24 protein-coding genes are annotated in these 23,736 nt (G+C 66.2%); 18 read left to right on the top strand and 6 right to left on the bottom strand.

Features of this window, described 5'->3' with window-relative positions:
* Positions 1–8: 8 nt before the first annotated feature.
* The gene (locus CEY09_RS07370) at positions 9–578 is read right to left on the bottom strand and encodes a hypothetical protein (protein WP_088588128.1); all 570 of its coding nucleotides are present in this window, start codon (positions 576–578) and stop codon (positions 9–11) included.
* A 291-nt stretch (positions 579–869) separates the two neighbouring features.
* On the opposite strand from CEY09_RS07370, the gene CEY09_RS07365 reads away from it, so the two are divergent.
* Positions 870–1,703: a DUF4189 domain-containing protein gene (locus CEY09_RS07365; RefSeq protein WP_088588127.1), complete on the top strand. Its 834-nt coding sequence runs from the start codon at positions 870–872 to the stop codon at positions 1,701–1,703.
* Positions 1,704–1,746: 43 nt separating this feature from the next.
* Here the strand turns inward: CEY09_RS07365 and CEY09_RS07360 are convergent, their stop codons facing one another.
* From CEY09_RS07360 to CEY09_RS07350, 3 genes are all read right to left on the bottom strand, one after another.
* Positions 1,747–2,745, bottom strand: a complete 999-nt coding sequence (locus tag CEY09_RS07360; RefSeq protein WP_088588126.1) for a tripartite tricarboxylate transporter substrate binding protein — start codon at positions 2,743–2,745, stop codon at positions 1,747–1,749.
* An 88-nt stretch (positions 2,746–2,833) separates the two neighbouring features.
* The gene (locus tag CEY09_RS07355) at positions 2,834–3,886 is read right to left on the bottom strand and encodes a hydroxyacid dehydrogenase (protein ID WP_088588125.1); all 1,053 of its coding nucleotides are present in this window, start codon (positions 3,884–3,886) and stop codon (positions 2,834–2,836) included.
* A 43-nt stretch (positions 3,887–3,929) separates the two neighbouring features.
* Positions 3,930–4,904 carry a LysR family transcriptional regulator gene (locus CEY09_RS07350; RefSeq protein ID WP_234818243.1) on the bottom strand — a complete coding sequence of 325 codons (975 nt, stop codon included), beginning with the start codon at positions 4,902–4,904 and terminating at the stop codon, positions 3,930–3,932.
* Positions 4,905–5,081: 177 nt separating this feature from the next.
* Between CEY09_RS07350 and CEY09_RS07345 the strand changes: the two genes are divergently transcribed.
* The 3 genes from CEY09_RS07345 (at position 5,082) to CEY09_RS07335 (ending at position 7,870) form a co-directional block, all read left to right on the top strand.
* On the top strand, positions 5,082–6,245 hold the full coding sequence (locus tag CEY09_RS07345; protein WP_006223090.1) for an alpha-hydroxy acid oxidase: 1,164 nt from the start codon (positions 5,082–5,084) through the stop codon (positions 6,243–6,245).
* A gap of 76 nt (positions 6,246–6,321) precedes the next feature.
* Positions 6,322–7,206 (top strand): hypothetical protein, encoded by an 885-nt coding sequence (locus CEY09_RS07340; RefSeq protein WP_234818242.1) that lies wholly within the window; start codon positions 6,322–6,324, stop codon positions 7,204–7,206.
* Positions 7,207–7,210: 4 nt separating this feature from the next.
* Positions 7,211–7,870: a hypothetical protein gene (locus tag CEY09_RS07335; protein WP_234818262.1), complete on the top strand. Its 660-nt coding sequence runs from the start codon at positions 7,211–7,213 to the stop codon at positions 7,868–7,870.
* A 27-nt stretch (positions 7,871–7,897) separates the two neighbouring features.
* Here CEY09_RS07335 and CEY09_RS07330 read toward each other — a convergent pair whose 3' ends face one another.
* Positions 7,898–8,824 carry a LysR family transcriptional regulator gene (locus CEY09_RS07330; protein WP_088588122.1) on the bottom strand — a complete coding sequence of 309 codons (927 nt, stop codon included), beginning with the start codon at positions 8,822–8,824 and terminating at the stop codon, positions 7,898–7,900.
* 92 nt (positions 8,825–8,916) lie between these two features.
* On the opposite strand from CEY09_RS07330, the gene pcp reads away from it, so the two are divergent.
* Together pcp and CEY09_RS07320 are read left to right on the top strand one after the other, a co-directional pair.
* On the top strand, positions 8,917–9,564 hold the full coding sequence (gene pcp / locus CEY09_RS07325) for a pyroglutamyl-peptidase I (protein ID WP_088588531.1): 648 nt from the start codon (positions 8,917–8,919) through the stop codon (positions 9,562–9,564).
* Positions 9,565–9,580: 16 nt separating this feature from the next.
* Complete coding sequence (locus CEY09_RS07320) at positions 9,581–10,480, top strand: alpha/beta fold hydrolase (protein ID WP_088588121.1); 900 nt, start codon at positions 9,581–9,583, stop codon at positions 10,478–10,480.
* Positions 10,481–10,521: 41 nt separating this feature from the next.
* Here the strand turns inward: CEY09_RS07320 and CEY09_RS07315 are convergent, their stop codons facing one another.
* On the bottom strand, positions 10,522–11,457 hold the full coding sequence (locus CEY09_RS07315; protein ID WP_088588120.1) for a LysR family transcriptional regulator: 936 nt from the start codon (positions 11,455–11,457) through the stop codon (positions 10,522–10,524).
* A 139-nt stretch (positions 11,458–11,596) separates the two neighbouring features.
* On the opposite strand from CEY09_RS07315, the gene CEY09_RS07310 reads away from it, so the two are divergent.
* The 12 genes from CEY09_RS07310 to metC all read left to right on the top strand — a co-directional run bounded on the left by CEY09_RS07310 (position 11,597) and on the right by metC (position 23,695).
* Positions 11,597–12,823 (top strand): FAD-dependent monooxygenase, encoded by a 1,227-nt coding sequence (locus tag CEY09_RS07310; protein WP_088588119.1) that lies wholly within the window; start codon positions 11,597–11,599, stop codon positions 12,821–12,823.
* A 124-nt stretch (positions 12,824–12,947) separates the two neighbouring features.
* Positions 12,948–13,877 (top strand): TauD/TfdA dioxygenase family protein, encoded by a 930-nt coding sequence (locus tag CEY09_RS07305; protein WP_088588118.1) that lies wholly within the window; start codon positions 12,948–12,950, stop codon positions 13,875–13,877.
* On the top strand, positions 13,874–14,908 hold the full coding sequence (locus CEY09_RS07300) for a Bug family tripartite tricarboxylate transporter substrate binding protein (RefSeq protein WP_088588117.1): 1,035 nt from the start codon (positions 13,874–13,876) through the stop codon (positions 14,906–14,908). The genes CEY09_RS07305 and CEY09_RS07300 overlap by 4 nt, the downstream gene beginning before the upstream one ends.
* Before the next feature lie 151 nt (positions 14,909–15,059).
* Positions 15,060–15,896, top strand: a complete 837-nt coding sequence (locus CEY09_RS07295; RefSeq protein WP_088588116.1) for a transporter substrate-binding domain-containing protein — start codon at positions 15,060–15,062, stop codon at positions 15,894–15,896.
* A 30-nt stretch (positions 15,897–15,926) separates the two neighbouring features.
* Entirely contained in the window at positions 15,927–16,814 is an 888-nt protein-coding gene (locus CEY09_RS07290) for a transporter substrate-binding domain-containing protein (RefSeq protein ID WP_175216722.1), read from the top strand.
* Entirely contained in the window at positions 16,811–18,235 is a 1,425-nt protein-coding gene (locus CEY09_RS07285) for an FAD-binding oxidoreductase (protein ID WP_088588115.1), read from the top strand. Before CEY09_RS07290 ends, CEY09_RS07285 begins: the two co-directional genes overlap by 4 nt.
* Positions 18,232–19,479, top strand: a complete 1,248-nt coding sequence (locus CEY09_RS07280) for an aminotransferase class I/II-fold pyridoxal phosphate-dependent enzyme (protein WP_088588114.1) — start codon at positions 18,232–18,234, stop codon at positions 19,477–19,479. The genes CEY09_RS07285 and CEY09_RS07280 overlap by 4 nt, the downstream gene beginning before the upstream one ends.
* The gene (locus tag CEY09_RS07275; protein ID WP_088588113.1) at positions 19,476–20,213 is read left to right on the top strand and encodes an amino acid ABC transporter permease; all 738 of its coding nucleotides are present in this window, start codon (positions 19,476–19,478) and stop codon (positions 20,211–20,213) included. Before CEY09_RS07280 ends, CEY09_RS07275 begins: the two co-directional genes overlap by 4 nt.
* Positions 20,203–21,021, top strand: coding sequence for an amino acid ABC transporter permease (locus tag CEY09_RS07270; protein WP_088588112.1), 819 nt, complete (start codon positions 20,203–20,205; stop codon positions 21,019–21,021). The genes CEY09_RS07275 and CEY09_RS07270 overlap by 11 nt, the downstream gene beginning before the upstream one ends.
* Positions 21,008–21,838 (top strand): amino acid ABC transporter ATP-binding protein, encoded by an 831-nt coding sequence (locus CEY09_RS07265; protein ID WP_088588111.1) that lies wholly within the window; start codon positions 21,008–21,010, stop codon positions 21,836–21,838. The genes CEY09_RS07270 and CEY09_RS07265 overlap by 14 nt, the downstream gene beginning before the upstream one ends.
* Before the next feature lie 19 nt (positions 21,839–21,857).
* Entirely contained in the window at positions 21,858–22,484 is a 627-nt protein-coding gene (locus tag CEY09_RS07260; RefSeq protein ID WP_006223072.1) for a cysteine dioxygenase family protein, read from the top strand.
* Positions 22,481–23,695, top strand: a complete 1,215-nt coding sequence (gene metC / locus CEY09_RS07255) for a cystathionine beta-lyase (RefSeq protein WP_088588110.1) — start codon at positions 22,481–22,483, stop codon at positions 23,693–23,695. Before CEY09_RS07260 ends, metC begins: the two co-directional genes overlap by 4 nt.
* Positions 23,696–23,736: the final 41 nt, after the last annotated feature.

Below are 23,736 nucleotides of genomic sequence, written 5' to 3'. Positions count from 1 at the left end.
CCCGCCGCTTACTTCACGACGTAGTTGTTCGCCTCGTTTTCACCTGCCCATTTACGCAGTGCGGCGATGAACTCCGGGCACACGTTGCCGTCGACGCTGGAACTGACGATGACGCTGTTCTGCATCTGCATCAGCACCTTGCATTCATAGACACGCGACCGGTTCTGGTAGTGGCCGGTCGTGTTGGTCTGGAAGACGGGGGTGGCGGCGGTGGTGTTGGTGGCGGGGATCATGCCGACAACCTGCTGGCTGGAGCCGGTGGTGACCCATTCCGTGTAGGGTGCGGTCTGATAGTCGGACCACTCCAGCTCGACGGTGTTGCCCACCGTGCGCGTCTTGGACGGTTCGCCCAGGGCCGCGATGGCGTCATTGATCGAGCGGCCTTCCATGTTCTTGGCCACGTTCACGCTGGGCGAGAAGGACAGGCCCGACTTGAACACATTGCCCAACGAGGGCAGCGCGGAACTGCCGCCCGTCGGCATCGGCGCGCAGCCGGCAAGGCTGGCGGCGGCGGCAATCAGGCTGGCTGCTTGCCAGAGCGGTGTGCGGCGAATCGGGGAGGGCTGGGGCGACTTCATGGCGTGCTGTCGATGCTCCGTGGCGGATCAAGGTGGCTCAACGCGTTTGTTTCTTTTCGTGACCGAGGGCTGTCCGAGCCGCAGACACCGTCTGGTGGCGCATGCGCCCGCCGCTGTCGGTCTGCTTTCAGAAAAGTTCGACATTTTTACCGGAAAACGGGGCCAGTAGCCCTTCGCGGTCTGTGAAATTTGTTACGTAATATGCCGGCAGGCGATATTCACAGGGGGACGGACCCGGGGAGCTTCTTGCTAAGATCGTCCCCGCTCTCCACTCGACCCCTGACTCCGACGATGATGTCTGCCCGATTCCTTCCCCTGATCCGTGCCGCGTTCGCCGCTCTTGCTTTGGTGGCGGGCCTGGCCTCTCCTGCGGCGCACGCTGATACGGTCTATGGCGGCGTTGCCACCGACGGCAAGCACGACAAGATTTATTGGGTGATGCCGGAAAAGACGAAGCAGTGGGCCGATATGGGGGCGATCGCCGAGTGCAAGCGGGCGGGCGGCAAGGAATGCAAGGTGCTGACCACGTTCTGGGACAGCTGCATGGTCTATGCGCGCAATTCGCGCCAGGACCTGTTTCCGGGCAACAGTGTGTCGCCGGAAATGGCGGCCAAGAAGGCCATGCGCCGCTGCACGGCAGGCAGTCCGGACGGCAAGTGCCGGCTGACCACGATGCCGTTGTGCGCGGGACCGGCCTATAGCGCCGAAGACCTCGCGGCCCCGAAGCGGGCCAAGCCCGCCGACGTGGAAGCGCTGTCGGCCAAGATGGACAGCCGCGGCTACTGGGGCGCCGTGGCTGAAAACGGCGATGGGGGCATGCTCTATGCGGACGGCTATCCCACCGAAGACGAGGCCGTCACCATGCTGTTGAAGTGGGAAGATTGCAAGGACTGCCGCAAGCTGCTGACCTACAAGGACAGCTGCGTGGGCATGGCCTGGGTCAAGGGCAGCGAAGGCCGCGGCACGCGATTCACGGCGGTGAACACCGATGCGGTGTCGGCGCGCGAGACGTCGCGCACCACGTGCACGGCCAAGACGGGCGCGCCGGCTTGCGTGGCCATGGTGCGCTGCTCGGGCCGAGCCTATATCGACGGTTACCCGGGCGAAGACGTCAAGGCGCAGTAAGCGCTGGCGGCCCAGGCCCAGGCCCGGTCTGGCCGCACCCGGCTCACTTGTCCAGCCAGGGGGCTTCCTTCCACAGCGTCTGGAATTCCGCCTCGCCGGCCGCCAATTCACGCGCGTAGTCGGCGGGGGCCAGGTAGCGCAGCGGGGCGAACATCTCTTTGGCTTTCGCCTGGAACTCCGGGTCGTCCACTGTGCGCTTGACCGCGTCGACGAGCTTGCCGCGCACCTCCGCCGGCAGTCCCTTGGGGGCGGCCAGGCCACGCAAGGACGCCAGTTCAAAGTCATAACCCTGTTCCTTGAAGGTGGGCACGTCGGGCAGCGCTGCCGAGCGCGTCTTGCCCATCTGTCCAAGGAAACGCAACGGCGTGCCGCCTTTCTGGTACTGCAGCGCCTCGCCGACGTTGATTGCGCCGATCATGATCTCGCCGCCCGCCAGCGCGCCGCGCACTTCGCCGGCGCCCTTGTAGGGAATGTGGCTGAGCTTCGTGCTTGACGCCCGTTCGAACCGCAGCATCGCCAGATGGTCGTCCGACCCCGTGCCTGTCGTACCCACCGTCACCTTGCCGGGGTTCTTCTTGGCGTACGCCGACAGGTCGGCGAGCGTCTTCAGTTCGTTGTCGTTGCGCACGGTGAAGGCGCCGGGATCGTCGATCAGATTGCCCAGCAAGTCATAGCTTTGCCAGGTGAAGTTGGACTTGCGTTCGATGGGAATCGTCAGCAGGTTGGGCGTGTTGATGAAGCCGATGGTGTAGCCGTCGGCCTGGGCGCGCGCGAGTTCGGTAAAGCCGATGGCGCCGCCTGCGCCCGGGCGGTTCAGCACCACGATGCGGGCGTCGTTGCCCAGGTATTTCTGCAGGAACGGCGCCATCATGCGCGCTACCAGGTCAGTGCCGCCACCGGGACCGTAGGACACTATCAGGTTGATGGGGCGCTCCGGGTAGCCGGCGGCCTGGGCGCTGCCGCCAAAGAAGGCGGCGCCCGACAGCAGGGCGGCCGACGCGGCCAGTGCGCGCAGCATGCGGCGCTTGTTGGGGTGTTGCATGGTGTCTCCTCGGGGGGATGGGTCGGCGGCTTGGTGCCGCGCTGTTTTTTAAGGGGGGCAACGCCGTGGTGGCGTTGCGGGCACTGCGTTACTTCAATTTGGCGATGCGTGCCGCGGCGACGGGCCAGACTTCGGGGTTGAGCAATTGCGGGGGGCGCTCGCCGCGCAGCATCGCGATCAGCTGGGTCGCGGACGATCGCGCGACGTTGCGCCGGGCCTCGTGGGTGACGCCCGCGGTGTGGAAGGTGGCCACCACGTTGGGCAGCCCCAGCAACGGCGCATCGCGCGGAGGGGGTTCTTGCTGCCAGACGTCCAGGCCGGCGCCGCGCAGGTGCCCGCCCTGCAAGGCGTGATACAGGGCGGCTTCGTCATGGATGCCGCCGCGTGCGGTCGAGATGAATACGGCGCCCGGTTTCATGGCGGCGAAGGCGCGCGCATCGATCAGGCCGCGCGTGGACGCGTCCAGCGGGCAATGCAGCGACACCACGTCCGATTGCTCCAGCAACTCGGCCAGCCCAACCGGTTCGGCGCCGCGGCTGCGGATGGTGTCGGCGTCCAGCAGCGGGTCATGCGCAATTACCCGCATGCCGAAGCCTTGCGCGATGCGGGCGACCCGTGAGCCGATTTGTCCGATGCCCACCAGGCCGATCACCGTGCCATGGATCTCGTGGCCCATCAGGTCTTCGCGGGAAAAACCGGTGTCGTGGCGCAAGCGTTGATGCGATTCGACGACGCGGCGCTGCACCGCCAGCAGCAGCGCATACGTGTGTTCGGCGACCGACGCGGCGTTGCCGCCCGCCTGGTTCACCACGGCGATGCCGGCGGCCGTGCAGGCCGGCACGTCGACCGTGTCGTAGCCCGCGCCACCCGAAGACACGCAAACCAGATCCGGGCATTGCGAAATCAGTTCCGCGTTCACGAACCATTGGCGGGGCAGTTCATCGCGGGCGGCGGATACGTGATAAGCGTGGGCGGTCTTCAGGCCGGCCAACGTGCGCGCATCGTCGCCACGCGCCGGCAGCACCGACAAGCCGATGCCGGGCTCGGCCTCGATAAGCTGGTCGAACACCGGGTTCAGCCACAGGTCGAGCCGGCACAGGCGTTTGGGGAAGTCTTGCTGAGAGGAACCGAAATCCGGCATTGCGCGTGGTCTCCGTATAGGCATGGTGTCTTTTGAGGCGACTCTACCCGTGCCGAAACCGGAGATAAAGCGAATAATTTTCGGAGTTAAGGGCGACTTTTAGTAAACAGTTGGCCCGCTCACACCATTCCAGCCGGTGCCTCGAAATCCAGCGTGTCCTGCGCCAGCACGCGCAGGCTTTCCAGCATGGGCCGCGTGTCGTCGCGCCGCCACTGGAAGGTGTAGGGCAGGGGCGCAGGGGCGCGAGCCCCGGCAGGCGGTGCAGATCGCCGCGCTGGATCAGGATACGCGCCCAGGCGGTGGGCAGGAAACCCAGCCCCAGGCCCTGGCGCAGCATGCCGGCGATGGCGCCCCAGCTATTGCAGCATTGGGTGCGGCCGGGCGATACGCCTTGTTCGGTCAGCCAGTCGTCCAGCATGCGGATCACGCCGGAGCTTTGCGGCTGCGTGATCAAGGTCAGCCCCGGCAGGTCGGCGGGGGTCAGCGCCGCCGGGTCGGGCACCGCGCGGGAGGACGCCACCCATTCGAAGTCCGCGCTGCCGATCAGGTGCGATGCGATGGACGCGCGCGACGACGGACCGGCGATCACGGCAAAATCCAGATCGCCTTCTTCCAGCCCGCGCTCCACCAGTTCGCCCACGCCCACGTACGGTTCCACCAGCAGATTGGGATGCGCGCGCTGGATTTCCTCGATCAGCCGGGGCATCCAGGTGATGGACGTGAGTTCTCCCGCGCCAAACCGGCAGCGCCCGGAATACGTCAGGTTGTTGCTGGCTTGCTGCATGAACTGGTCGGCGTTGCGCAGCAGGTCCTTGGCGTGGGGCACCAGTTGTTCGCCCAGGGCGGTCAGCGTGGCACTGCGCGCGCTGCGGCTGAACAGGTCAGCGCCGATGGACGCCTCCAGTTCCCCGATGCGCTTGGACAGCGACGACACCGAGATATTCAGCCGGTTGGCGGCAATGGCGAAGTTCTTGCAGGTGGCGGCCCAGTAGAAGGCTTCAAGTTGCTTAAGCGTCATGGCGGCGGTGGGCAGTAGCGGAAGATCGAGTCGAGGGCGAATAAAAGTGTAATAACCAATATCGATAAAGTCACTTTATTCAAAATGGCGCCGCGCCTATAGTCATCCGCCATTCCCATGACAACAGCGCGGCGGCCCCTGCACAGGCTGGTCGACCGCCGCGAGGAGCCCCAAGCCATGCCCGACCCTCTGCGCCATTTGCTCAGCCTGCATGATTTCGAGGCGGCCGCGAAGCGGCGATTGCCCAAGCCGATCTACGCCTATGTGTCCGGGGCGGTGGAAGACGGGCAGTCCGAGCGCGGCAACCGGCAGGCGTTCGCCCAGTTTGGTTTCCGGCCCAAGGTGCTGGTGGATGTGTCCCAACGCAGCACGCGGGCGACAGTGTTGGGCCGCGAATACGCGGCGCCGGTCGGCGTGGCGCCGATGGGCATTTCGGCCCTGTCCAGCTACCGCGGCGACATCGTGTTGGCCCGTGCGGCGGCGGACGCGGACGTGCCGTGCATCATGAGCGGATCGTCGCTGATCCGGCTGGAGGAAGTCATGCAGGCCGCGCCGGGCACGTGGTTCCAAGCCTACCTGCCGGGCGACGACGCGCAGATCGCGGCCTTGATCGACCGGGTGGCGGCGGCCGGGGTGACGACGCTGGTGCTGACGGTGGATACGCCGGTGGCCGCCAATCGCGAGAACAATGTACGCGCGGGCTTTTCGACGCCGCTGCGGCCCAGCGCGGGCCTGGCCTGGCAGGGGCTGACGCATCCGCGCTGGTTGTTCGGCACCTTCCTGCGCACGCTGTGGCGCCATGGCATGCCGCACTTCGAGAACAACTACGCGACGCGCGGCGCGCCGATCCTGTCCGCCAATGTGCTGCGCGATTTTTCCGACCGGGGCCATCTGAACTGGCAGCATGTGTCGGCCATCCGCCGCCGCTGGAAGGGGCAGATGGTGATCAAGGGCATCCTGCATCCCGACGATGCGCGCACGGCGCGCGCGCAGGGCATGGACGGCGTGATCGTATCGAACCATGGTGGCCGGCAGTTGGACGGCAGCATGTCGCCCTTGCAGGCCTTGCCGGCGGTGGTGGACGCTGCCGGCGGCATGGACGTGATGCTCGACAGCGGGGTGCGGCGTGGGTCGGACGTGCTGAAGGCCATGGCGCTGGGCGCGCGTTGCGTCTTCGTGGGCCGGCCTTTCAATTATGCGGCGGCGGTGGCGGGGCAGCGCGGCGTGGCCCACGCCATCGGCCTGATCGTGGAAGAGGTCCGGCGCAACATGGGGCTGCTGGGCGTGGTGGACGTAAAGGCGGTCAACTCGGACTGCATCGTGCGGCTGCCAGGCGCATAGGCCAGGCAGCGGGGGGAGCCGGCTTGGCCTAGAATGCGGGCACCTCTTTCATGCGGCGCTGTCCGCCAAGGATGCCTTGCTTCATCTGCGTAGAACCGTTCTGACGCTTAACCGGCGCGCCCAAGCGTGCGCCGTCGCCGTACTGGGATTGGCCTTGTGGATGCCGGCTGCCGCGCATGCGCAGGTGGCCGCGCCCGCCGCCGCACCCACTTACCTGAAGGCGACCGAGCCGCTTGGCGGTGCCTTCGAACTGGAAGGCTATCCGGCGTCCACGCTGCGGCAGATCAAGTATCGCGGCAAGGCCTACCGGCCGTTGAACGCCTACGAGTTCATCTACGTGAAAGCGCTGGGTCCGACTCAAGAGGGCCAGCCGATGCTGCTGGCGGTGTCCAACGATTTCATGGGCGTGGGTACGATACTGATCGCCGTGCAGAACGACACGCCGCTTGCGCGCGTGCTGAGCCCGACCGTCGATATGCGCGACCCGGACATGGGCCTGGCGCAACCCGGGCGGCAGGACCTGCTGCTGTTCACCGCGGGGTCGCGCGCGCTGGTGACGTCCACGGGACAGGTGCTGTGGTTTGAGCACGCATTGCCGAAGGAATATCAGCGTTCCATTCCGCTTCTGGTGTCGGTGTCGCCAGACAATCGCCATGGCGCGTTGCTGCTGGATAACGAGATCCGATTGAGCAAAGCGGACGAAGGCCCGTATGCCAGCGTGCCGTTTACCAGGGCGATGCAGATCGCCGCCTTCAGGCCCGCTTCGGACGGCAGTTCGGAACTTGCGCGCAAGGCGCTGGCCGAAGGCAAGCGCATTGACCAGCGCCGGCTCTACGCCAACATGAAGGCCGAATGGATCAACAGGAATTTTCGATGGCAGGAAGGCAAGGACGGCTGGCAATTCGTGGGGCAGGGCTTGAAGGCGGTTCCCCTGCCGGTGCAGTCCCGGCAGGAGCGATGACGTGATGAGAACGCCTGTGTTCCAGGTTCTGCGCGGGCTTGCCCTTGCGGGTGCCGCGGCGCTTGCCGGGTGTGCAAGCTCGCCCGACGTGTACGAAAAGCATGTCCGGTCCGAAGACGCCAACCCGGCGGATGTGGCGCTGACGCTTGATGTGACGTTTGCGCGGGCGCCCGACTACGAACCCAAGACGAATGAGTTCGGGTCGAAGGTCAAGCGGGTGGAGTATGCCGGCTATCCCAGCCTGGACGTGCCTTTCTACCAGAAGGGCCTGGGCTTCGATCTGGGCGTGCTGGGCGACCCGCGGGCACTGTTGGCCTTGCCGTACCCGTCGCCCACGACGCGGACGACGTCCGCGCAGCTGAAGATCTTTGGCGAACGCCTGGACGCCAACCGCTACCGCTTCGTTGTGCTGCCAAGGCCGGGGTGGAACAGCATGCACAGCTTTCAGGTCGCGTTTGCCATCAATGGCCGGCGTGAGGGCATGACGTTCGCCTACAGCGCGAAGACGGTATGCGAAAGCCGCTTCGACGTGACGACGCCGACGTATGGCTTCGGAATGTCGGTGGCCGCCAGCTTCCCGGGCGGTAAACCCGGATGCCTGAAGGCCTGCGATGCGCGGCCCGGCTACCCGGGCCAGTGCGCGTTCTTCTCGGGCGTCGAATAAGGCCACAGGGCCGCTCGCCAGCCGCGGTCAATCCGTCAGGTCTTTGACCGCGCGCTGGATCAGCCCCTGCAGCCAGGCCAGGGCGGCATCCGCCGGCGCCCGGCGGCTGCTGACCATGTCGATGCCGAAGGGGCCGGGGTCCACTTCAGGCGGCAAGGGCCGCAGGCTGAGGGCATGTCCGGCCAATCGCAACGCCGCCCGGCGTGCCAGCGTGGCGATCAAGTCCGTACCGACCACCGCGTGCGGCAAGGCGACGATATGCGCGAATGTGCAGGCGACGCGGCGCTTGCGACCCAGCCGCGCCAGGCTGGCGTCGATTACGCCGCGGGCCGAGCCGTCATCGCTGGGTACGAACAGCGCGTGGGGCAGCGCCACGTAGCGGTCCAGGGTCAGCTTGCGGCCGCGCAGGCCAGGGTGCTGTTTGTCGGCGATGCAGACGAACGATTCTTCATACAGGGGCGTGACGCGCATGCGCTTGGGCGCCGTGAGGTGGCCGCCGATGGCGATGTCCACGCTGCCGTTGTCCAGCTGTTCATAGATGGTGGCGCGGTCCAGCCGGGCCACGCGGAGATCGGCCGCGGGCGCCTCGCGCCGCAGCCGGGCAACGATGTGCGGCACCAACACGACGTCGGCGTAGTCGCTGGCAGCCAGCGTGAAGCGCCGGCCCTTGGCAGCGGCCGGGTCGAAGCCTGCGCCTTGCTCCAGGGCGCGGCGGATCTGGTCCAGCGCGCTGCTGATGGCGGGCATCAGCGCCACGGCGTGGTCGGTGGGCTGCATGCCGTCGGCCGTGCGCACGAAAAGCTCGTCATTGAAGACACGGCGCAAACGGTTGAGCGCGCTGCTGACCGAAGGCTGGGCGCGGTGGATGCGCTGCCCGGCCAGGGTCACGTTGCGCGTTTCGTACAGGGCTTCGAAGGCGACCAGCAGGTTCAGGTCGACGGCAGATAGATTCATGCCATCAATAGTACGAATAACAATTATCGATTTCAACAATTGAACGGCGCGCTTCTACCATGGCCGGCATGGATACAGAAAAGGAACCTGCCATGCCCACCGTGCTCATCACCGGAATAGAACCCTTCGATGGCGAATCGCTGAACCCGTCTTGGGAGGCGGCGCGCCGCCTGGATGGCCAGGAGGTGGCCGGCGCCCGCCTGGTGGCGCGCCAACTGCCCTGCGTGATCGGCAAGGTGGTGGGTGTGCTGCGGCAGGCGATCGAAGACGTGCAGCCGGACCTGGTGATCTGCCTGGGCCAGGCGGGTGGGCGTAGCGATGTGACCGTCGAACGGGTAGCCATCAACGTGGTGGATGCGCGCATTCCGGACAACGACGGCCACCAACCCATCGACGAACCGGTGGTGGAGGGCGGCCCGGCGGCATATTTCTCGTCGCTGCCCATCAAGGCCATCGTGCGGGACCTGCGCGCGGGCGGCGTGCCGGCGTCGGTGTCGCTGACGGCGGGCACCTACAACTGCAACACCATCTTCTACGGCCTGGCCCATTTCATTGCCACGGAGCGGCCCGCGCTGCGCGGCGGCTTCGTGCACGTGCCGTATCTGCCGGAAATGGCGACCCGCCATCCGGGCGCGCCCAGCCTGGCGCTGGACGTGCTGGTGCACGGCGTGAAGATCATGGTGGCGACCTCGCTCGCCGTAACCCAGGACATCAAGGTCGGCGGCGGCGCGCTGCACTGACACGGAGCAACCGACAATGAGCACCTTCACAAGCCCGGACGCCTTTGCGTTGGACGGCGTGACGTTCCAGCATCGGCGGGTATCGGTGGACGGCCTGGGTTATCACGTGGTGGAAGGCGGCGCTGGCCCGGCGCTGATCCTGCTGGCGGGCTTTCCGCAGAGCTGGTACGCGTGGCGCCGGGTCATGCCGCTTTTGGCCCCGCATTTCCGCGTGTTCGCGGTGGACCTGCCTGGGCAGGGGGATTCGGACAAGCCGCTGGATGGCTACGATACGCGCACCGCCGGCGAGCGGCTGCGCGCCTTGTTCCACACCATGGGCCTGACGCGCTATGCACTGGCGGGCCACGACATCGGCGCCTGGATCGCGTACCCGTATGCGGCGCGCTACGCCGCCGAGGTCGAGCGCGTGGTGCTGCTGGACGCCAACATCCCCGGGGTGACGTTGAAGCCTGCCATCGAGCTTGGGCCCGACAATTGGAAGAGCTGGCATTTCCTGTTCAACAGCGTGCCGGACCTGCCCGAAGCCTTGCTGGCCGGCCGCGAGCGCATCCTGATCGAATGGTTCTTTTCGCGCAAGACTGCCAACAAGCCCGGGGTTTTCAGCCGTGCAGACATCGACGAGTACGAACGCGTCTATCAAACCTTGGGCGGCCTGCGGGGCATGTTGGGGTACTACCGGGCGGCGGTGGAAGACGCGGCGCAGAACCGGGCGCTGCGCGATACGCCGCTGACGGTGCCGGTGCTGGCGCTGGGTGGCGACCGGGGCAGCGCGCCTGATCTGCACCAGGCCTTGAAGCCCTTGGCGCAAGACCTCCAAGGCGGCGTGCTGGAGGATTGCGGCCACTATCTGCCCGAAGAGCAGCCACGCGAACTGGCGCGCCGCATGCTGGCGTTCCTGACGCAGAGCCGCGCCTGATGTCGATGTTCATAGAAAGCGGCAACTCGACACCCTTTACATCAAGACTGCGTGAGATTTGGTTTATTCACGCTCGCCGATCCAGCCAACCGGACCTGTATCAAATCCAGCAGCGCCCGAACACGCGCAGTTACGGAATGACGATGGCTGTATGCCCCCAGCAGTTGCAGGGGTGCGGGACACAGGTCCAGTGATACCTCCTGCAATCGGCCCGTGGCAAGGTCGTCCTGGCAGGGATAGGCCGCGACAATCGCGAAGCCGATGCCTTGGCGTGCGCCTGCCACTGCCAATTCTCCGCTGTTGACGCGGTAGCGGCTGCGTACCGGCACTTTGACAATATCCCCGGAGGCATCCTGAAACTGCCAGGGCTGGCCCTTCAGCGCACTGAGGGTAGTGATACAGGGCAGGGACTTCAGTTCGCGCACGTGGCGTGGCATGCCGGTCGTGGCCAGCAGGGAGGGGGCAGCAACCACGATGCTGGGCAGCGTGGCGAGTTCTCGGGTGATGAAGGCGCTGTCCTCCTGATGGCCCCGGTGGAAGACGATGGAAAGGTCAACGTCCTCTCGAAGCACTTCCAGGCCGGTCATCCGGGTATCGCATTCCAGCTCGATGCCTGGATGGAGGCTACAGAATTCGGCGAGGATGGGAGCCAGCAGCCTTGGCGCTTCGCCGGGCATGCACATTTTCAGAGGACCACGAAGGTCGCGCTGTACCGCACCTAGCTCTTCCTGCGTGGAGAGCAGGGTGTCAAGCAAGGGCTTGGCGCGTTCATAGAGCAGTCGACCGGCTTCCGTCATTCGCAGATGGCGAGTGCTTCGTTCCAGCAGGCGTGTGCCGAGTTGACGTTCCAGTGCGGCAACGTAGCGGCTGACGTTGGACGAGGGAATAGCCAAAAGACGCGATGCGCCAGCAAAGCTTTGCTCATCAACGACTGCTGTGTAGACACGGACGGTATTCAGATCGAGTGCATCGCGCATTGATTATCCCGATTGAGGTATGAAATCGTCCCATTTTTGCACGCTAGTTCTCTGCCATGGCGGAATTTAAGATGCCATTTTGTTCGATGCGAATTGGTGAGCCGTGCATCGAGCATCGGTTGGACAGGAGGGATTCACCTTGGAAATTGGAATACTTGGCGGCGGCATCGCAGGCCTGAGCGTGGCATTGGCTTTGCGCAAGCAGGGTTACAACCCTCGGGTCTATGAACGCCGAGCGGAGCCGGCAACCATGGGGGCCGGCGTGACGCTTTGGCCCAATGCCAGCTTTGTGCTGGACGAACTGGGACTGCTGCAAGACATCGACGCCATTGGCGGTCGACCGCTGGTCATGCACCGCCAGGACGCTACCGGCAATGCATTGGGCGGCCTCGATATTGCGTTGCTGGACCGGACGATGGGATACCCGACCTACACGGTGCTACGCCGGCACTTGCAGGAGGTTTTACTCGATCATGTAGCCCGGGCCAGGATACCGGTGGAGTTCGGACACCGGGCGGTGAATATTGAGCTGGATGCCCATGGCAGGGCTGTGGCCCATTTCGAGAACGGTGCGAGCATCCGCCCGGACCTGCTCATTGGCGCGGACGGTCGCATGAATTCCGTGGCTCGCAAGTTTGTCGCAGGTGACAACACGCCTGTCTATCAGGGCTTCGTGAACTGGATTGGCGTGGCGCAGGGGCAGCATGCGCTGGTGGATGATATTTCGATTCAGGATTTCTGGGGGGCGGGCGAGCGCTTTGGTTGCGTCGCGATTCGACCCCAACTGGTGTATTGGGCTGCAGCCCAGGCTCGGCCACTATCTGAAGCCACACCGACCGCAGATATACGCAAGGAGGTCGAAGATGTGTTCGCGGGATGGCCCGAACCGGTCGCGCATATCATCCGTGCCACGCCCGAAAATGCCATCCGGCTGATAGCGGTGCACGACCTGGAGCCGCTGCATACATGGAGTCGGGCGAATGTCCTGCTGGTTGGGGACGCCGCACACGCGCCGTTGCCGACGTCGGGGCAGGGGGCCTGCCAGGCGTTGGAGGATGCGTGGCATTTGGTCCGGTGCCTGGATGGCGCGAGCGGCCGCCTGGATGAGGCCTTTCGGGCGTTCGCGAAGGTACGCAGCCCCAAAACTGCAAAGCTAGCGGAGCAAGGTCGAGTCTTCGCACGCGGGCTGTTCGCCACCGATCCTGAAACTTGTCGCATGCGCAACGAGCGGGCCAAGGCGTCCGATCCTGTGCGTGACGTGGCGGTCTTGGCCGCCGGATGGGGAGAGGGCCTGCCAATGCCAGGCTGCACCGACAGCACGCCCGCGCAAGGGGAGGGATTCGGCAGCCTGTACCGTATCGAGTAACGTGCGCTGGCAATGAGCTTCGACGCTTGGCACGCGCCGCGCGCTATTTTCACATTGCGTATCGGTATTTGTTGAGCGCATGGGCCGCACCTATCCTGTTTTACCAAACAGACAGGGGCAGCACATGAGCACGCTAGCAAGCACGCGGCTGGATATCCGGCCGCTTTCCGTCTTCACTGGCGCAGAGATCCACGGCGTGGACCTGACCCGGCCATTGAGCGGCGACGAGGTCGACCAGATCAAGGCCGCGCTGCTGCGCTGGAAGGTGGTCTTCTTTCGCGACCAGCACATCGACCACGCGCAGCATCTGGCGTTTGCGCAGTATTTCGGGCGGCCGACTTCGGCGCATCCGTACGACGCCAATCCGCCTGAAGGCTATCCGCAGATCCGCACCATCTCGTCCACATCGAAGACCGGCCGCCGCGGCGAGCGCTGGCATACGGACGTGACCGGGGTGGTCAATCCGCCGGCCGGATCCATTCTGCGCGCCGGGCATCAGGTTCCCGCTTACGGCGGCGACACGGTTTTCACCAACCTGGTGGCGGCCTATGAACACCTGTCGCCCGCCTTGCGCGCGCTGGCAGACACGCTGTGGGCACGCCACCAGTTCGGCGGCTACAACGGCGATTTCGACAACCAGACCGTCTACGCGCAACGCGTGCAAGCCAGTCCGCTGGTGTCCGAGCATCCCGTGGTGCGGGTGTTGCCTGAGACGGGCGAGCGCGCGCTGTTCGTGAACCCGGGCTTCACGCGCCGCATCAAGGACGTGAATGAAGAGGAAAGCCGCCACCTGCTGAATCTGTTCTTCGAGGAAATCACCCGCCCCGAGTACACCGCGCGCTTTCGCTGGGAGCCCGGCAGCATCGCTTTCTGGGACAACCGCGCCACGGCGCACCAGGGGCCGGGCGATTTCGCCTATCTGGACGTGGAGCGGGTGCTGTACCGCATCACGCTTGAGGGCGACGTGCCCGTGGGCGTGGATGGCCGACATTCGAATGCTGTGCTGGGCAAGCCGTTCAGCGCGTTCGGCGTGGATACGGGAGCGGTGGCATGAGCATCAAGCAAAAATGGGCCGGCAAGCGGGCCTGGCGTACCGGTGTGGGCTTGCTGGCGGGCGTGGTGCTGGGTGCAGGGCTGTTGAGCAATTTCGCCGGATCGGCGCCCGTGCCGGGTGAGGACGCCAACCGCTATCCGAACCGGCCGGTCAAGATCATCGTTCCGGTCTCGGCCGGCGGCAGCGCGGACAAGCTGGCGCGCACGGTGGCGCAGAAGCTGGGCGAGAAATGGCACCAAAGCGTGGTGGTCGAAAACCAGCCTGGCGCCAGCAGCGCCATCGGCAACGCGGCGGTTGCGCACGCGCGGGGTGACGGCTACGCCTTGTTGCTGAGCGGCGACGCCTTGTCGCTGAACGCCCTGCAGCCGGGCAAGCTGCCCTATGACCCGGGCAAGGATTTGCAGGGGGTGACCAAGGCGGTTGTGAATCCGCAATTGCTGGTGGTGCGGCCAGGGCTGGGCGTGAAGACCTTCCAGGAATTCGTGGCGCTGGTCAAGCAGCGGCCGGGCGAGATTTCGCTGGCCTTGCCCGGCGGCACCGGCAGCTTGCAGCATTTGGCAGTGGAACTGCTGAACGAGCGTATCGGCGCCAAGACCAATCAGATTCCCTACCCGGGCGGCGGGCCTGCCACGCTGGACGTGCTGGGCGGGCACGTGGACGCCATGCTGATCACGCTGGCCGCGGCCACCGAGAACGTCCGTAACGGCAAGCTGGTGGCCCTGGCCGTCACCACGCCGTACCGGTCCAAGGCGCTGCCGGATGTGCCGACGATCCAGGAGGCCGGACTGCCGGACTACGTGGTGGAAAGCTGGCAAGGGTTCTCGGTGCCGGCCTCGACGCCGCGCGCCATCGTGGACCGCATCAACCACGATGTGGTGGCGGTGCTGCGTGAACCCGAGACTGCGGCGCTGCTGGAAAACCTGGGGTTCACCATTGCGGCCACGTCGCCCGAAGCCGTGGACCAGACGGTGCGCGACGACATCGCGACCTACCGGCGCGTGATCGCTTCGGCGGAAGTGAAGCTGAAGTAGCGCGGCTTCGTGTCATATCGTTATATGCGCGGACGCGTCTTCCCCTGGGGACACGACGCCCCGCATATTGATATCTGAAAGTCTTCTTTGTCTTGCCGGCCTGCGGCACGCAGCATGGACCTCCGTTCACTGCATACGACAAGACGACAACATGGCAATCCGCAAGATACCGGGCGCAGCCCGCACCGCAATCGCGCTGGCGCTGGCTTTGGCCGCCGGCTCCGCCCACGCCGACGCCACCCTGGACAAGATCAAGGAACGGGGCACCGTCACCATCGGCGTGTTGGCCAATGGCGGCGTGTTCGGTTCGCTGGACCCCGCCACGCAGCAGCTGGTGGGCTGGAACCCGGAACTGGCGCGTGAACTGGCCCGCGGCCTGGGAGTAAAGGCGGAGCTGGTGCAGGTGCAGACCGCCACCCGCACGCAATTCCTGATTTCCGGCAAGGTGGACTTGCTGATCGCGTCCATGGAACTGAATCCGGAACGCGCCGAGATCCTGGGCTATGCCCCCACGCCGTTCTTCCGGGTGGGCGGCGCGGCGGCCACCCTGAAGACCAGCGGCATCACCAAGTGGGAAGACCTGCGAGGCAAGCCCGTCTGCGTGTCGCAAGGCAGCAGCTTCGCCAAGCCCCTGTCGGCCGACTACGGCGCCGTGGTCAAGGGCTACAAGAGTTCATCCGATTCGCTGCTGGCATTGCGCGGCGGCCAGTGCGTGGCGGCCGTGCACGATTCCACGCTGATCCACCCCTTGCTGCGCAGCAATCCGGAATGGGCCGACTACCACGCGCCCATCGCCACCGAGGTGCTGCCGGCCAATTCCGTCGTGTGGACGCGCAAGGGCGAGGCCGACACCATCGCCGCCGTCGACAAGGTGGTGCAGGACTGGCACCGCACGGGCTGGCTGATCGCCACGGAAAAGCGCTTGGGGCTGGAGCCGGCGCAACCGCTGCTGCAGGAACTGAACGCGAAATACAAGCAAGGCAGCTGAGCGCGGCCACGACAGGAACGGAAAGCAGAAATGAAGCACATCAGCATGAAGACAACAGGATGGAAGACGGCCGCCGCCGTTGCCTTGGCCGCCCTGACCGGATTGGCCAGCAATGCCGCGCAGGCGGACGCCACGCTGGACAAGGTCAAGCAACGCGGCAAGATCGTGATCGGCGTGGACGGGGCCAGCCCGCCGTTCGGCGTCCTGGATCCGGCGACCGGAAAGGTCGGCGGGTTTCAGACCGAACTGGGCGCGGACATCGCAAAGCGCCTGGGCGTGACGCTGGAGACCGTGCCGGTGACAGCGTCCACACGCGTGCAGTTCCTGCAGGCCGGCAAGGTCGACCTGTTGATCGCCAACATCCAGTGGACGCAGGAGCGCAGCGAGATCCTGAGCTACGCGCCCACGCCCTATAACCTGGTGGGCGGCGCAGCGATGGTGTCCAAGCAAAGCGGCATCAAGCGCTGGGAAGACCTGAAGGGCAAGGTGGCCTGCGTGTCGCAAGGCAGCAACTTCGCCAAGCCCCTGCAGGATACCTATGGCGCGGTGGTCAAGGGCTTGCGCAACATCCCCGAATCGCTGTTGGCGCTCAAGGGCGGCAGCTGCGACGCGTCGGTGCACATCCAGCCGGCGCTGTATGAGACCTTGCACGGCCCGAACGGCAAGGAATGGAACGACTTTGAACTGGCTACCTCCGACCAGTTGATCCCGTCGCCGACGGTCATCTGGACCCGCCGCAACGAGGCCGATACGCGCGCCTTTGTCGACGGCGTGATCCAGGACTGGCTGAAGACGGGCCTGCTGGTCAAGGAGGCCGACCGCTATGGCGTGCCGGCGGACTATCTGAAGCAGGCGACCGCGCAGGCGCAAACCGGCAAATTCGACAGCGCGCCGCCCGAGGCGCAGGCCAAGCCATGACGGCCGGCGTCGCCGATTCCCTGCTGGCCGCCTTGCGTGCCAGGCTGGGGCAGGAATGGGTGTGGACAGGCGCTGATGCCGCGCCGTATCTGACGGACCAGCGCGGCCGCCTGCACGGGCAGGCGCTGGCCGTGGCGCGCCCGGCGGATGCCGAGGAAGTGGCGGCGGTGTTGCGCTTGTGCCGCGCGGCGGGCGTGCCGGTCGTGCCGCAGGGCGGCAATACTGGCTTGATGGGCGGCGCCACGCCCGACGCGGGCGGGCAGGCCGTGCTGCTGTCGCTGGGCCGCCTGAACCGCGTGCTGGGGCTGGATACCGACAACGACACCATCACGGTCCAGGCTGGCTGTGTGCTGGCCGCCGTGCAAGCGGCCGCGCGCCAGGCCAACCGCCAGTTCCCGCTGAGCCTGGGGTCGGAAGGCAGTTGCACCATTGGCGGCAACCTGTCCACCAACGCGGGCGGCACGCAGGTGCTGCGCTACGGCAATACCCGGGAACTGACGTTGGGGCTGGAGGTCGTGACCGCCGAGGGCGAAATCTGGAACGGACTGCGCGGCCTGCGCAAGGACAACACCGGCTATTCGCTGCGGGACCTGTATATCGGCAGCGAGGGCACGCTGGGTGTCATCACCGCGGCCACGCTCAAGCTGTATCCATTGCCGGGCGGGCAGGGCAGTGCGTTCGTCGGCTTTCCATCCATCGACGCGGCATTGGCCTTTCTTTCGTTGGCGCGCCAGCGCCTGGGCGCGGCGTTGACGGGTTTTGAATTGATCAGCCAGCCCGTGCTGGACCTGGTGGCCAGCCATGTGCCCGAACAGCCCCAGCCGCTGCCGGGCTTGGGCCAGCCCTGGTACGCCTTGCTGGAGGCGGCGTCCGAAACGCCCGACGGGGCAGGCGCCGCCTTGCTGCGGCTGGGGCAGGAGGCGCTGGAGTCCGGCCTGCTGGCGGATGCGGTGATCGCGCACAACCTGCAGCAGTCGGCCGCCTTCTGGCGCCTGCGCGACGAGGCGATCGGGCTGGCGCAGGCGCGCGATGGTGGCAACGTCAAGCACGACATCTCGGTGCCGATCTCGCGCGTGCCCGCATTCCTGCGCGGCGCCGCCGACGCATTGCGCGCGTTGGACCCGGGGCTGCGGCCGATGGCGTTCGGCCATCTGGGCGACGGCAACCTGCACTACAACGTGTCGCACGACCCCTTGCGGCCCGTGCGCCATCTGTTCGAACTGGAAGACCGCATCCACGACCTCGTGCATGCGCAGACGCACGCGCAGGGCGGGTCGATCAGCGCCGAACACGGCATCGGCCAGGTCAAGCGCGACACGCTGCCCCGTTACAAAAGCCCACTGGAACTGGCCCTGATGCGCCGCATCAAGCAGGCGCTGGACCCGTTGAACCTGATGAATCCCGGAAAGGTACTGTCATGACCGAAACCCTGTTTCCCGGTGTGTTGTCCCGCCGTGCCCGCAGCGCCGAGCTGTCGCCCATTGCCGCGGCCGGCGCCCGCGCCGCGCGTCTGGCGGCCGAGGGCCGCTCGATCATCGTACTGACCTCGGGCGAGCCCGATTTCGATACCCCGGCCCCGATCAAGAATGCCGCCAGCGCCGCGCTGGAGCGCGGCCAGACCAAGTACACCCCCACCGCGGGCACGGCGGCATTGCGCCGCGCCGTCGCGGACGGCTACCGCGAGCGGCACGGACTGGAGGTCGATGCGTCCAACGTCATCATTTCCAATGGCGGCAAGCAAGTGATCTACCTGGCCTTGAACGCCACCCTGGACGACGGCGACGAGGTCATCGTTCCGGCCCCGTACTGGCCGACGTTCCCCGACGCGGTGCGCATCAACGGCGGCGTGCCGGTGATCGTCGCCACGCAAGCCGAAGAAGGTTTCAAGCTGACGCCCGACGCATTGCGCAAGGCGATCACGCCACGCACCAAGTGGCTGATCCTGAACTCGCCCAGCAACCCGACCGGCGCGGTCTATACCGCCGACGAATTGCGGGCGCTGGCGCAGGTGCTGCGCGCCGCGCCGCATGTGCTGGTGCTGTGGGACGAGATGTACGAAGAGATCTGGTTCGGCCAGCCGCCCGCGCACCTGTTGCGCGCCGCGCCCGACCTGGCTGGCCGCACACTGGTGGTCAACGGCGTGTCCAAGGCCTATGCCATGACCGGGTGGCGGATTGGCTGGGGCACCGGCCCGCAGGCCTTGATCCATGCGCTGGAAGCGGTGCAGTCGCAGGTGTCTTCCGGTCCCAGCTCGCTGGGCCAGGCGGCCGCGTTGGCGGCCTTGCAAGGCGCGGCAGACGGCTTCGTCGATACCGCCCGCAAGGCCTATGAACGCCGTGCCCAACGGGTCGTGAACGGCCTGGCCGCCGTGCCCGGCGTACAGGTGCACGCGCCGCAGGGATCGTTCTTCGCCTGGATCGGCGTGGGCGGGCTGATCGGTGCCTCGCGCCCCGACGGCCGGCGCATCGAAGATGATGGCGACGTGGTGGACTGGCTGCTGGAATCCGAGGGCGTGGCAGTGGTGCGCGGCGCGGCGTACGGCTTGTCGCCGTACCTGCGCCTGTCCTTCGCCGCGTCCGACGCCAATATCGACGCGGCGCTGGAACGCATCGGCCGGGCGGTGGCGGTGTTGGCCCTGCCGCAGACGCTGGAGGCCGCCGCATGATCGATTCGGTGTTGCATGCCTGGGTGGCGTTCTTCAAGCCCCTGGGGCTGAACTACAGCTTTGTGCAGGACCCGGGCGAACTGTCGGCGTTTGGCCACGGCCTGCTCGTGACGCTGCAGCTGTGCGCGTGGACCATTCCGGTCAGCCTGCTGTTCGGCGTGCTGATCGCGGCGGCGCTGACCAGCGGCCGGCCGTGGCTGGCGCGGCCCTTGCAGGCCTTCGTGGAAGTTACCCGCAACACGCCCACGCTGGTGCAGCTGTACTGCGCATTCCTGGTGCTGAACATGCTGATCACGCAGAAGCTGGGCGGCGGCAATCCCATCACCCCGTTTGCGTGGGTGGTGATCGTGGTGGCCTTGCACAAGGGCGTGTTCCATGCGGAAGCCCTGCGCGCAGGGATCGAGGCCGTGCCGCAGGTGACGATGGAAGCCGCGCGGTCGCTGGCGTTCTCGCGGCGGCAGATCCTGACGCAGGTGCAGCTGCCGCTGGCGGTGCGCTTTGCCTTGCCGGCACTGGTCAACAACCTGGTGGACCTGGTGAAGATGACCGCCATCGCCTCGGCCATCGCGGTGGGCGACGTGACCTATGAGTCCATCATGATCTGGTCGCACCGCGACAACGTGCTGGAGCTGCTGCTGCTGATCCTGCTGTATTTTGGCTTGCTGACCTGGCTGGTCAGCGTGGCGGGCCGCTGGCTGGAAGACCGTTTGAGGATGCCCGGCTATGGCCAATGATCTTGCATTGCAGGCCGGCCGCGCGCAGGCCTCCGGACGCTTCCTGCCCGCCTTGCTGCGCGACCCGTGGTTCGGGCTGTTGCTGGCGCTGGTGGCGCTGGGCGTCGGGTGGGCGGCGACCGGCACCACGCCCGCCGCCGTGCAGGCACTGTGGCATTGGTCGCCGGCGTTGCTGCGCGGGCTGGGGATGAATATCCAGATCAGCGTGCTGGCGATGGCGCTGGGCACCCTGGTCGGGCTGGTGGTGGGTGCGCTGTCCCTGTCGCCGTCGCGCCTGCTGCGGCGCCTGACGCGGTCCTACGTGCTGCTGTTTCGCAACGCGCCCATCCTGGTGCTGGTGTATTTCACGACCTATGTGTTCCCGTTCGAGGTGAACCTGGCTGGGTGGTATCTGCCGTTTCCGGATTGGATCAAAGTCGTGATCGGTTTGGGGTTGCCCGCCAGCGCCAACGTGGCCGAGATCTTCCGTGGCGCGATCCAGTCGATTCCCAGCGCGCAATGGGAGGCCGCGCAGTCGCTGGCGTTCAAGCGCACGCAGATCTTCCGGATGATCGTGTTGCCGCAGTGCGTGCGGCGGATGCTGCCGTCCTGGATGAACCTGATGGCCAGCATCACCATGAGCACGTCGCTCGCCTCGCTGGTGGGCGTGCACGACCTGGTCGACACGGCCACTGTCGCCAGCAACACCGTCGCCCGCAGCGACTTCACCATCCTGGTCTATTTCACGCTATTGGCGCTTTTCTTCGCCTATTGCTATCCCATCGCGCGTTGGACGCGGTATCTGGAACGACGCCATGAGCATTATTGATATTTCACCGCTGGTCAGCCTGCGCGACGTCCACCTGGCTTTTGGCGACACCGAGGTGCTCAAGGGCATCGACGTCGAGGTCAAGCAGGGGCAGGCCGTGTCCATCATCGGGCCGTCCGGGTCGGGCAAATCGACGATCTTGCGCTGCATCACCGGACTGCTGCGTCCGCAGCGCGGCACGATCCAGGTGGGCGATGTACGAGTGGACGGGCTGAAAACGGAATCGGACTTCATCGCGCTGCGCAAGCGCGTGGGTTTCGTCTTCCAGCAATACAACCTGTTCCCGCACCTGAGCGTGCTGGAAAACCTGGTGATATCGCCCATCAAGGTGGGCGGGCAGCCGCGGGCCCAGGCCGAGGCGCGTGCGCGCGAGTTGCTGGCCAAGGTGCGCATGGACCACAAGGAACGCGCCTATCCGGGCGAGCTGTCGGGCGGGCAGCAGCAGCGGGTGGCCATTGCGCGCGCGTTGACGCTGCAGCCCGAGTTGATCCTGTTCGACGAGGTGACGTCCGCGCTGGATCCGGAGATGGTGGGGGAGGTGCTGACCGTGATCCGCGACCTGGTGCAGGACGGCCTGACCTGCATGCTGGTGACGCATGAGATGCGTTTTGCCGAAGAGGTCAGCGACACCGTGTACTTCACCGAGGCGGGCCGCATCGTGGAATCCGGGCTCCCGTCGCGCATCTTCGGTTCGCCGCAAAGCGAACGCACGCGGGCCTTCCTGCAACGGTCGTCCGGTGCCGCCGTGGCCCGCCAATCGTCGCCTGACCCTATTGCAAGCTACCTGACATTCGATCCGCTGCGCCTGGCGGTGTGATCCCCACTGGAGTCTGACCATGAGCACTGAATCCGCAATCTCCAAAGAACGCCGCCAGCAGGTGCAAGCGGCGCTGTCCGATATCCAACACCTGCTGGGCGACGGCCCCGTGACCCGAGAGGGCCTGGCTGCGGTGACCGCGCGCCTGGAGCAACTGGCGCAACGCCAGGAACTGTTTCCCGTGTCCGACTTCCCGCCACCCGCACCCGGGCAGGGCGTGGGCGCGTCCACCCGCTACCGGCTGAACCCGGATGATGCGCCGGGCGTGCCGGCGCTGTATCTGAATTCGATCAATCCGGGCAAGACCACGTTGCCGCATAACCATACGACCTGGGCCGCCATCGTGGCGCTGTCCGGGCAGGAATTGAATCGCGTGTACCGCCGTAGTGACGACGGCTCGCAGGAAGGGCGCGCCACGCTGGAGCAGGTGCGCGAGGTGGTGGTGCAACCCGGGCAGTCCGTGTCGTTCCTGGCCGACGACATCCATAGCATTCACGTCACCGGCGACACGCCGACGCTGCATTTCCACCTTTATGGCCAGCCGCTGGAAACATTGTCGGGGCGCATCGGCATCGACCTGGCCACCGGCCAGATCCTGAACTACAACGCCACCCAGATGAAGCCCGGCCAAGAGGTGCGCGCATGAGCCTCGACCACGCACAAGTGCAGACCCGGCTGGTGCATGCCGGGTCGCCAGAATTGAAGGGCGGGTCGGGTCCGGTGAACGTGCCGGTGGTACGCACCAGCACCGTGCGCTTTGCCGATACCGCCACCCATGCAGCCCTGAACAAGCAGCGCGCCGCGGGCGATCGCGTGGCGACTTACGGGCGTCACGGCCTGGATACCCACCAGGCGCTGGAGGAAGCGGTGGCCTCGCTGGAAGGCGGCTACCGGACCGTGCTGGCGCCGTCCGGCCTGTCGGCGATTGCGCTGGTGCTGTTGGCGACGTTGGCGCCGGGCGACCATGCGCTGGTGGCCGATAGCGTCTATTCGCCCGTGCGCAAGGTCGACAAGTCGCTGCTGCAACGCTACGGCATCGAGGTCGAATATTTCTCACCCGCACAGGATGCGCTGGAATCGCGCATCCGGCCCAACACGCGGCTGCTGTACCTGGAGTCCCCCAGTTCGCTGCTGTTCGAAGTGCTGGACCTGCCCGCGCTGGCCGCCACGGCGCGGCGCCACGGCGTGCTGGTCGCGGCCGACAATACCTGGAGCGGCGGCCTGTATTACCAGCCGCTGGCGCTGGGCGCGAACATCTCGATCCAGGCGGCCACCAAATACCTGGCCGGCCATTCGGACGTAATGATGGGGGTGGTCACCGTCGACAGCGCGGAACTGGCGCAGAAGCTCGGTGTGACGTACGACGCGCTGGGCCTGTCAGTGGGCGCGGACGACGCCTATCTGACCTTGCGGGGCCTGCGCACGCTGGACGTGCGGCTGGCGCGCCATCAAACGAATGCGCTGGCCGTGGCCGAATACCTGGCGCGGCACGCGGACGTGGGGCGCGTCTACTACCCGGCACTGGCGCAAGACCCGGGCCATGCGCTGTGGCGGCGCGACTTCAGCGGCGCAAGCGGCCTGGTGTCGTTCGCCTTCGGCAACCCGGATCCGACGGCCGCATCGCGCTTCATCGATGCGTTGCAGTACTTTTCCATCGGCGCGTCCTGGGGCGGCTATGAAAGTCTGGCGCTGGAGGCTTCGCCCGAGCGTCTGGCCGAACACAGCTTCTGGCAACAGGGCGCGGGCAAACCCTCCGTTGTGCGCCTGCACATCGGCCTGGAAAGCCCATTGGACCTGATCGGCGATCTGGATCGCGCCTTCGCCGCCACCCGCGACGCACTGCGCCGCAGCGCGTGAGGCATATGCAAATAAGCCTTGCGCTTTAGGGTTTCTGGCTA

It is taken from the genome of Achromobacter marplatensis (assembly GCF_002209535.1).
Taxonomy (GTDB): domain Bacteria; phylum Pseudomonadota; class Gammaproteobacteria; order Burkholderiales; family Burkholderiaceae_B; genus Achromobacter; species Achromobacter marplatensis.
The sequence above is the reverse complement of the archived record's forward strand: the minus strand, read 5'-3'. Positions and strand labels throughout refer to the sequence as shown.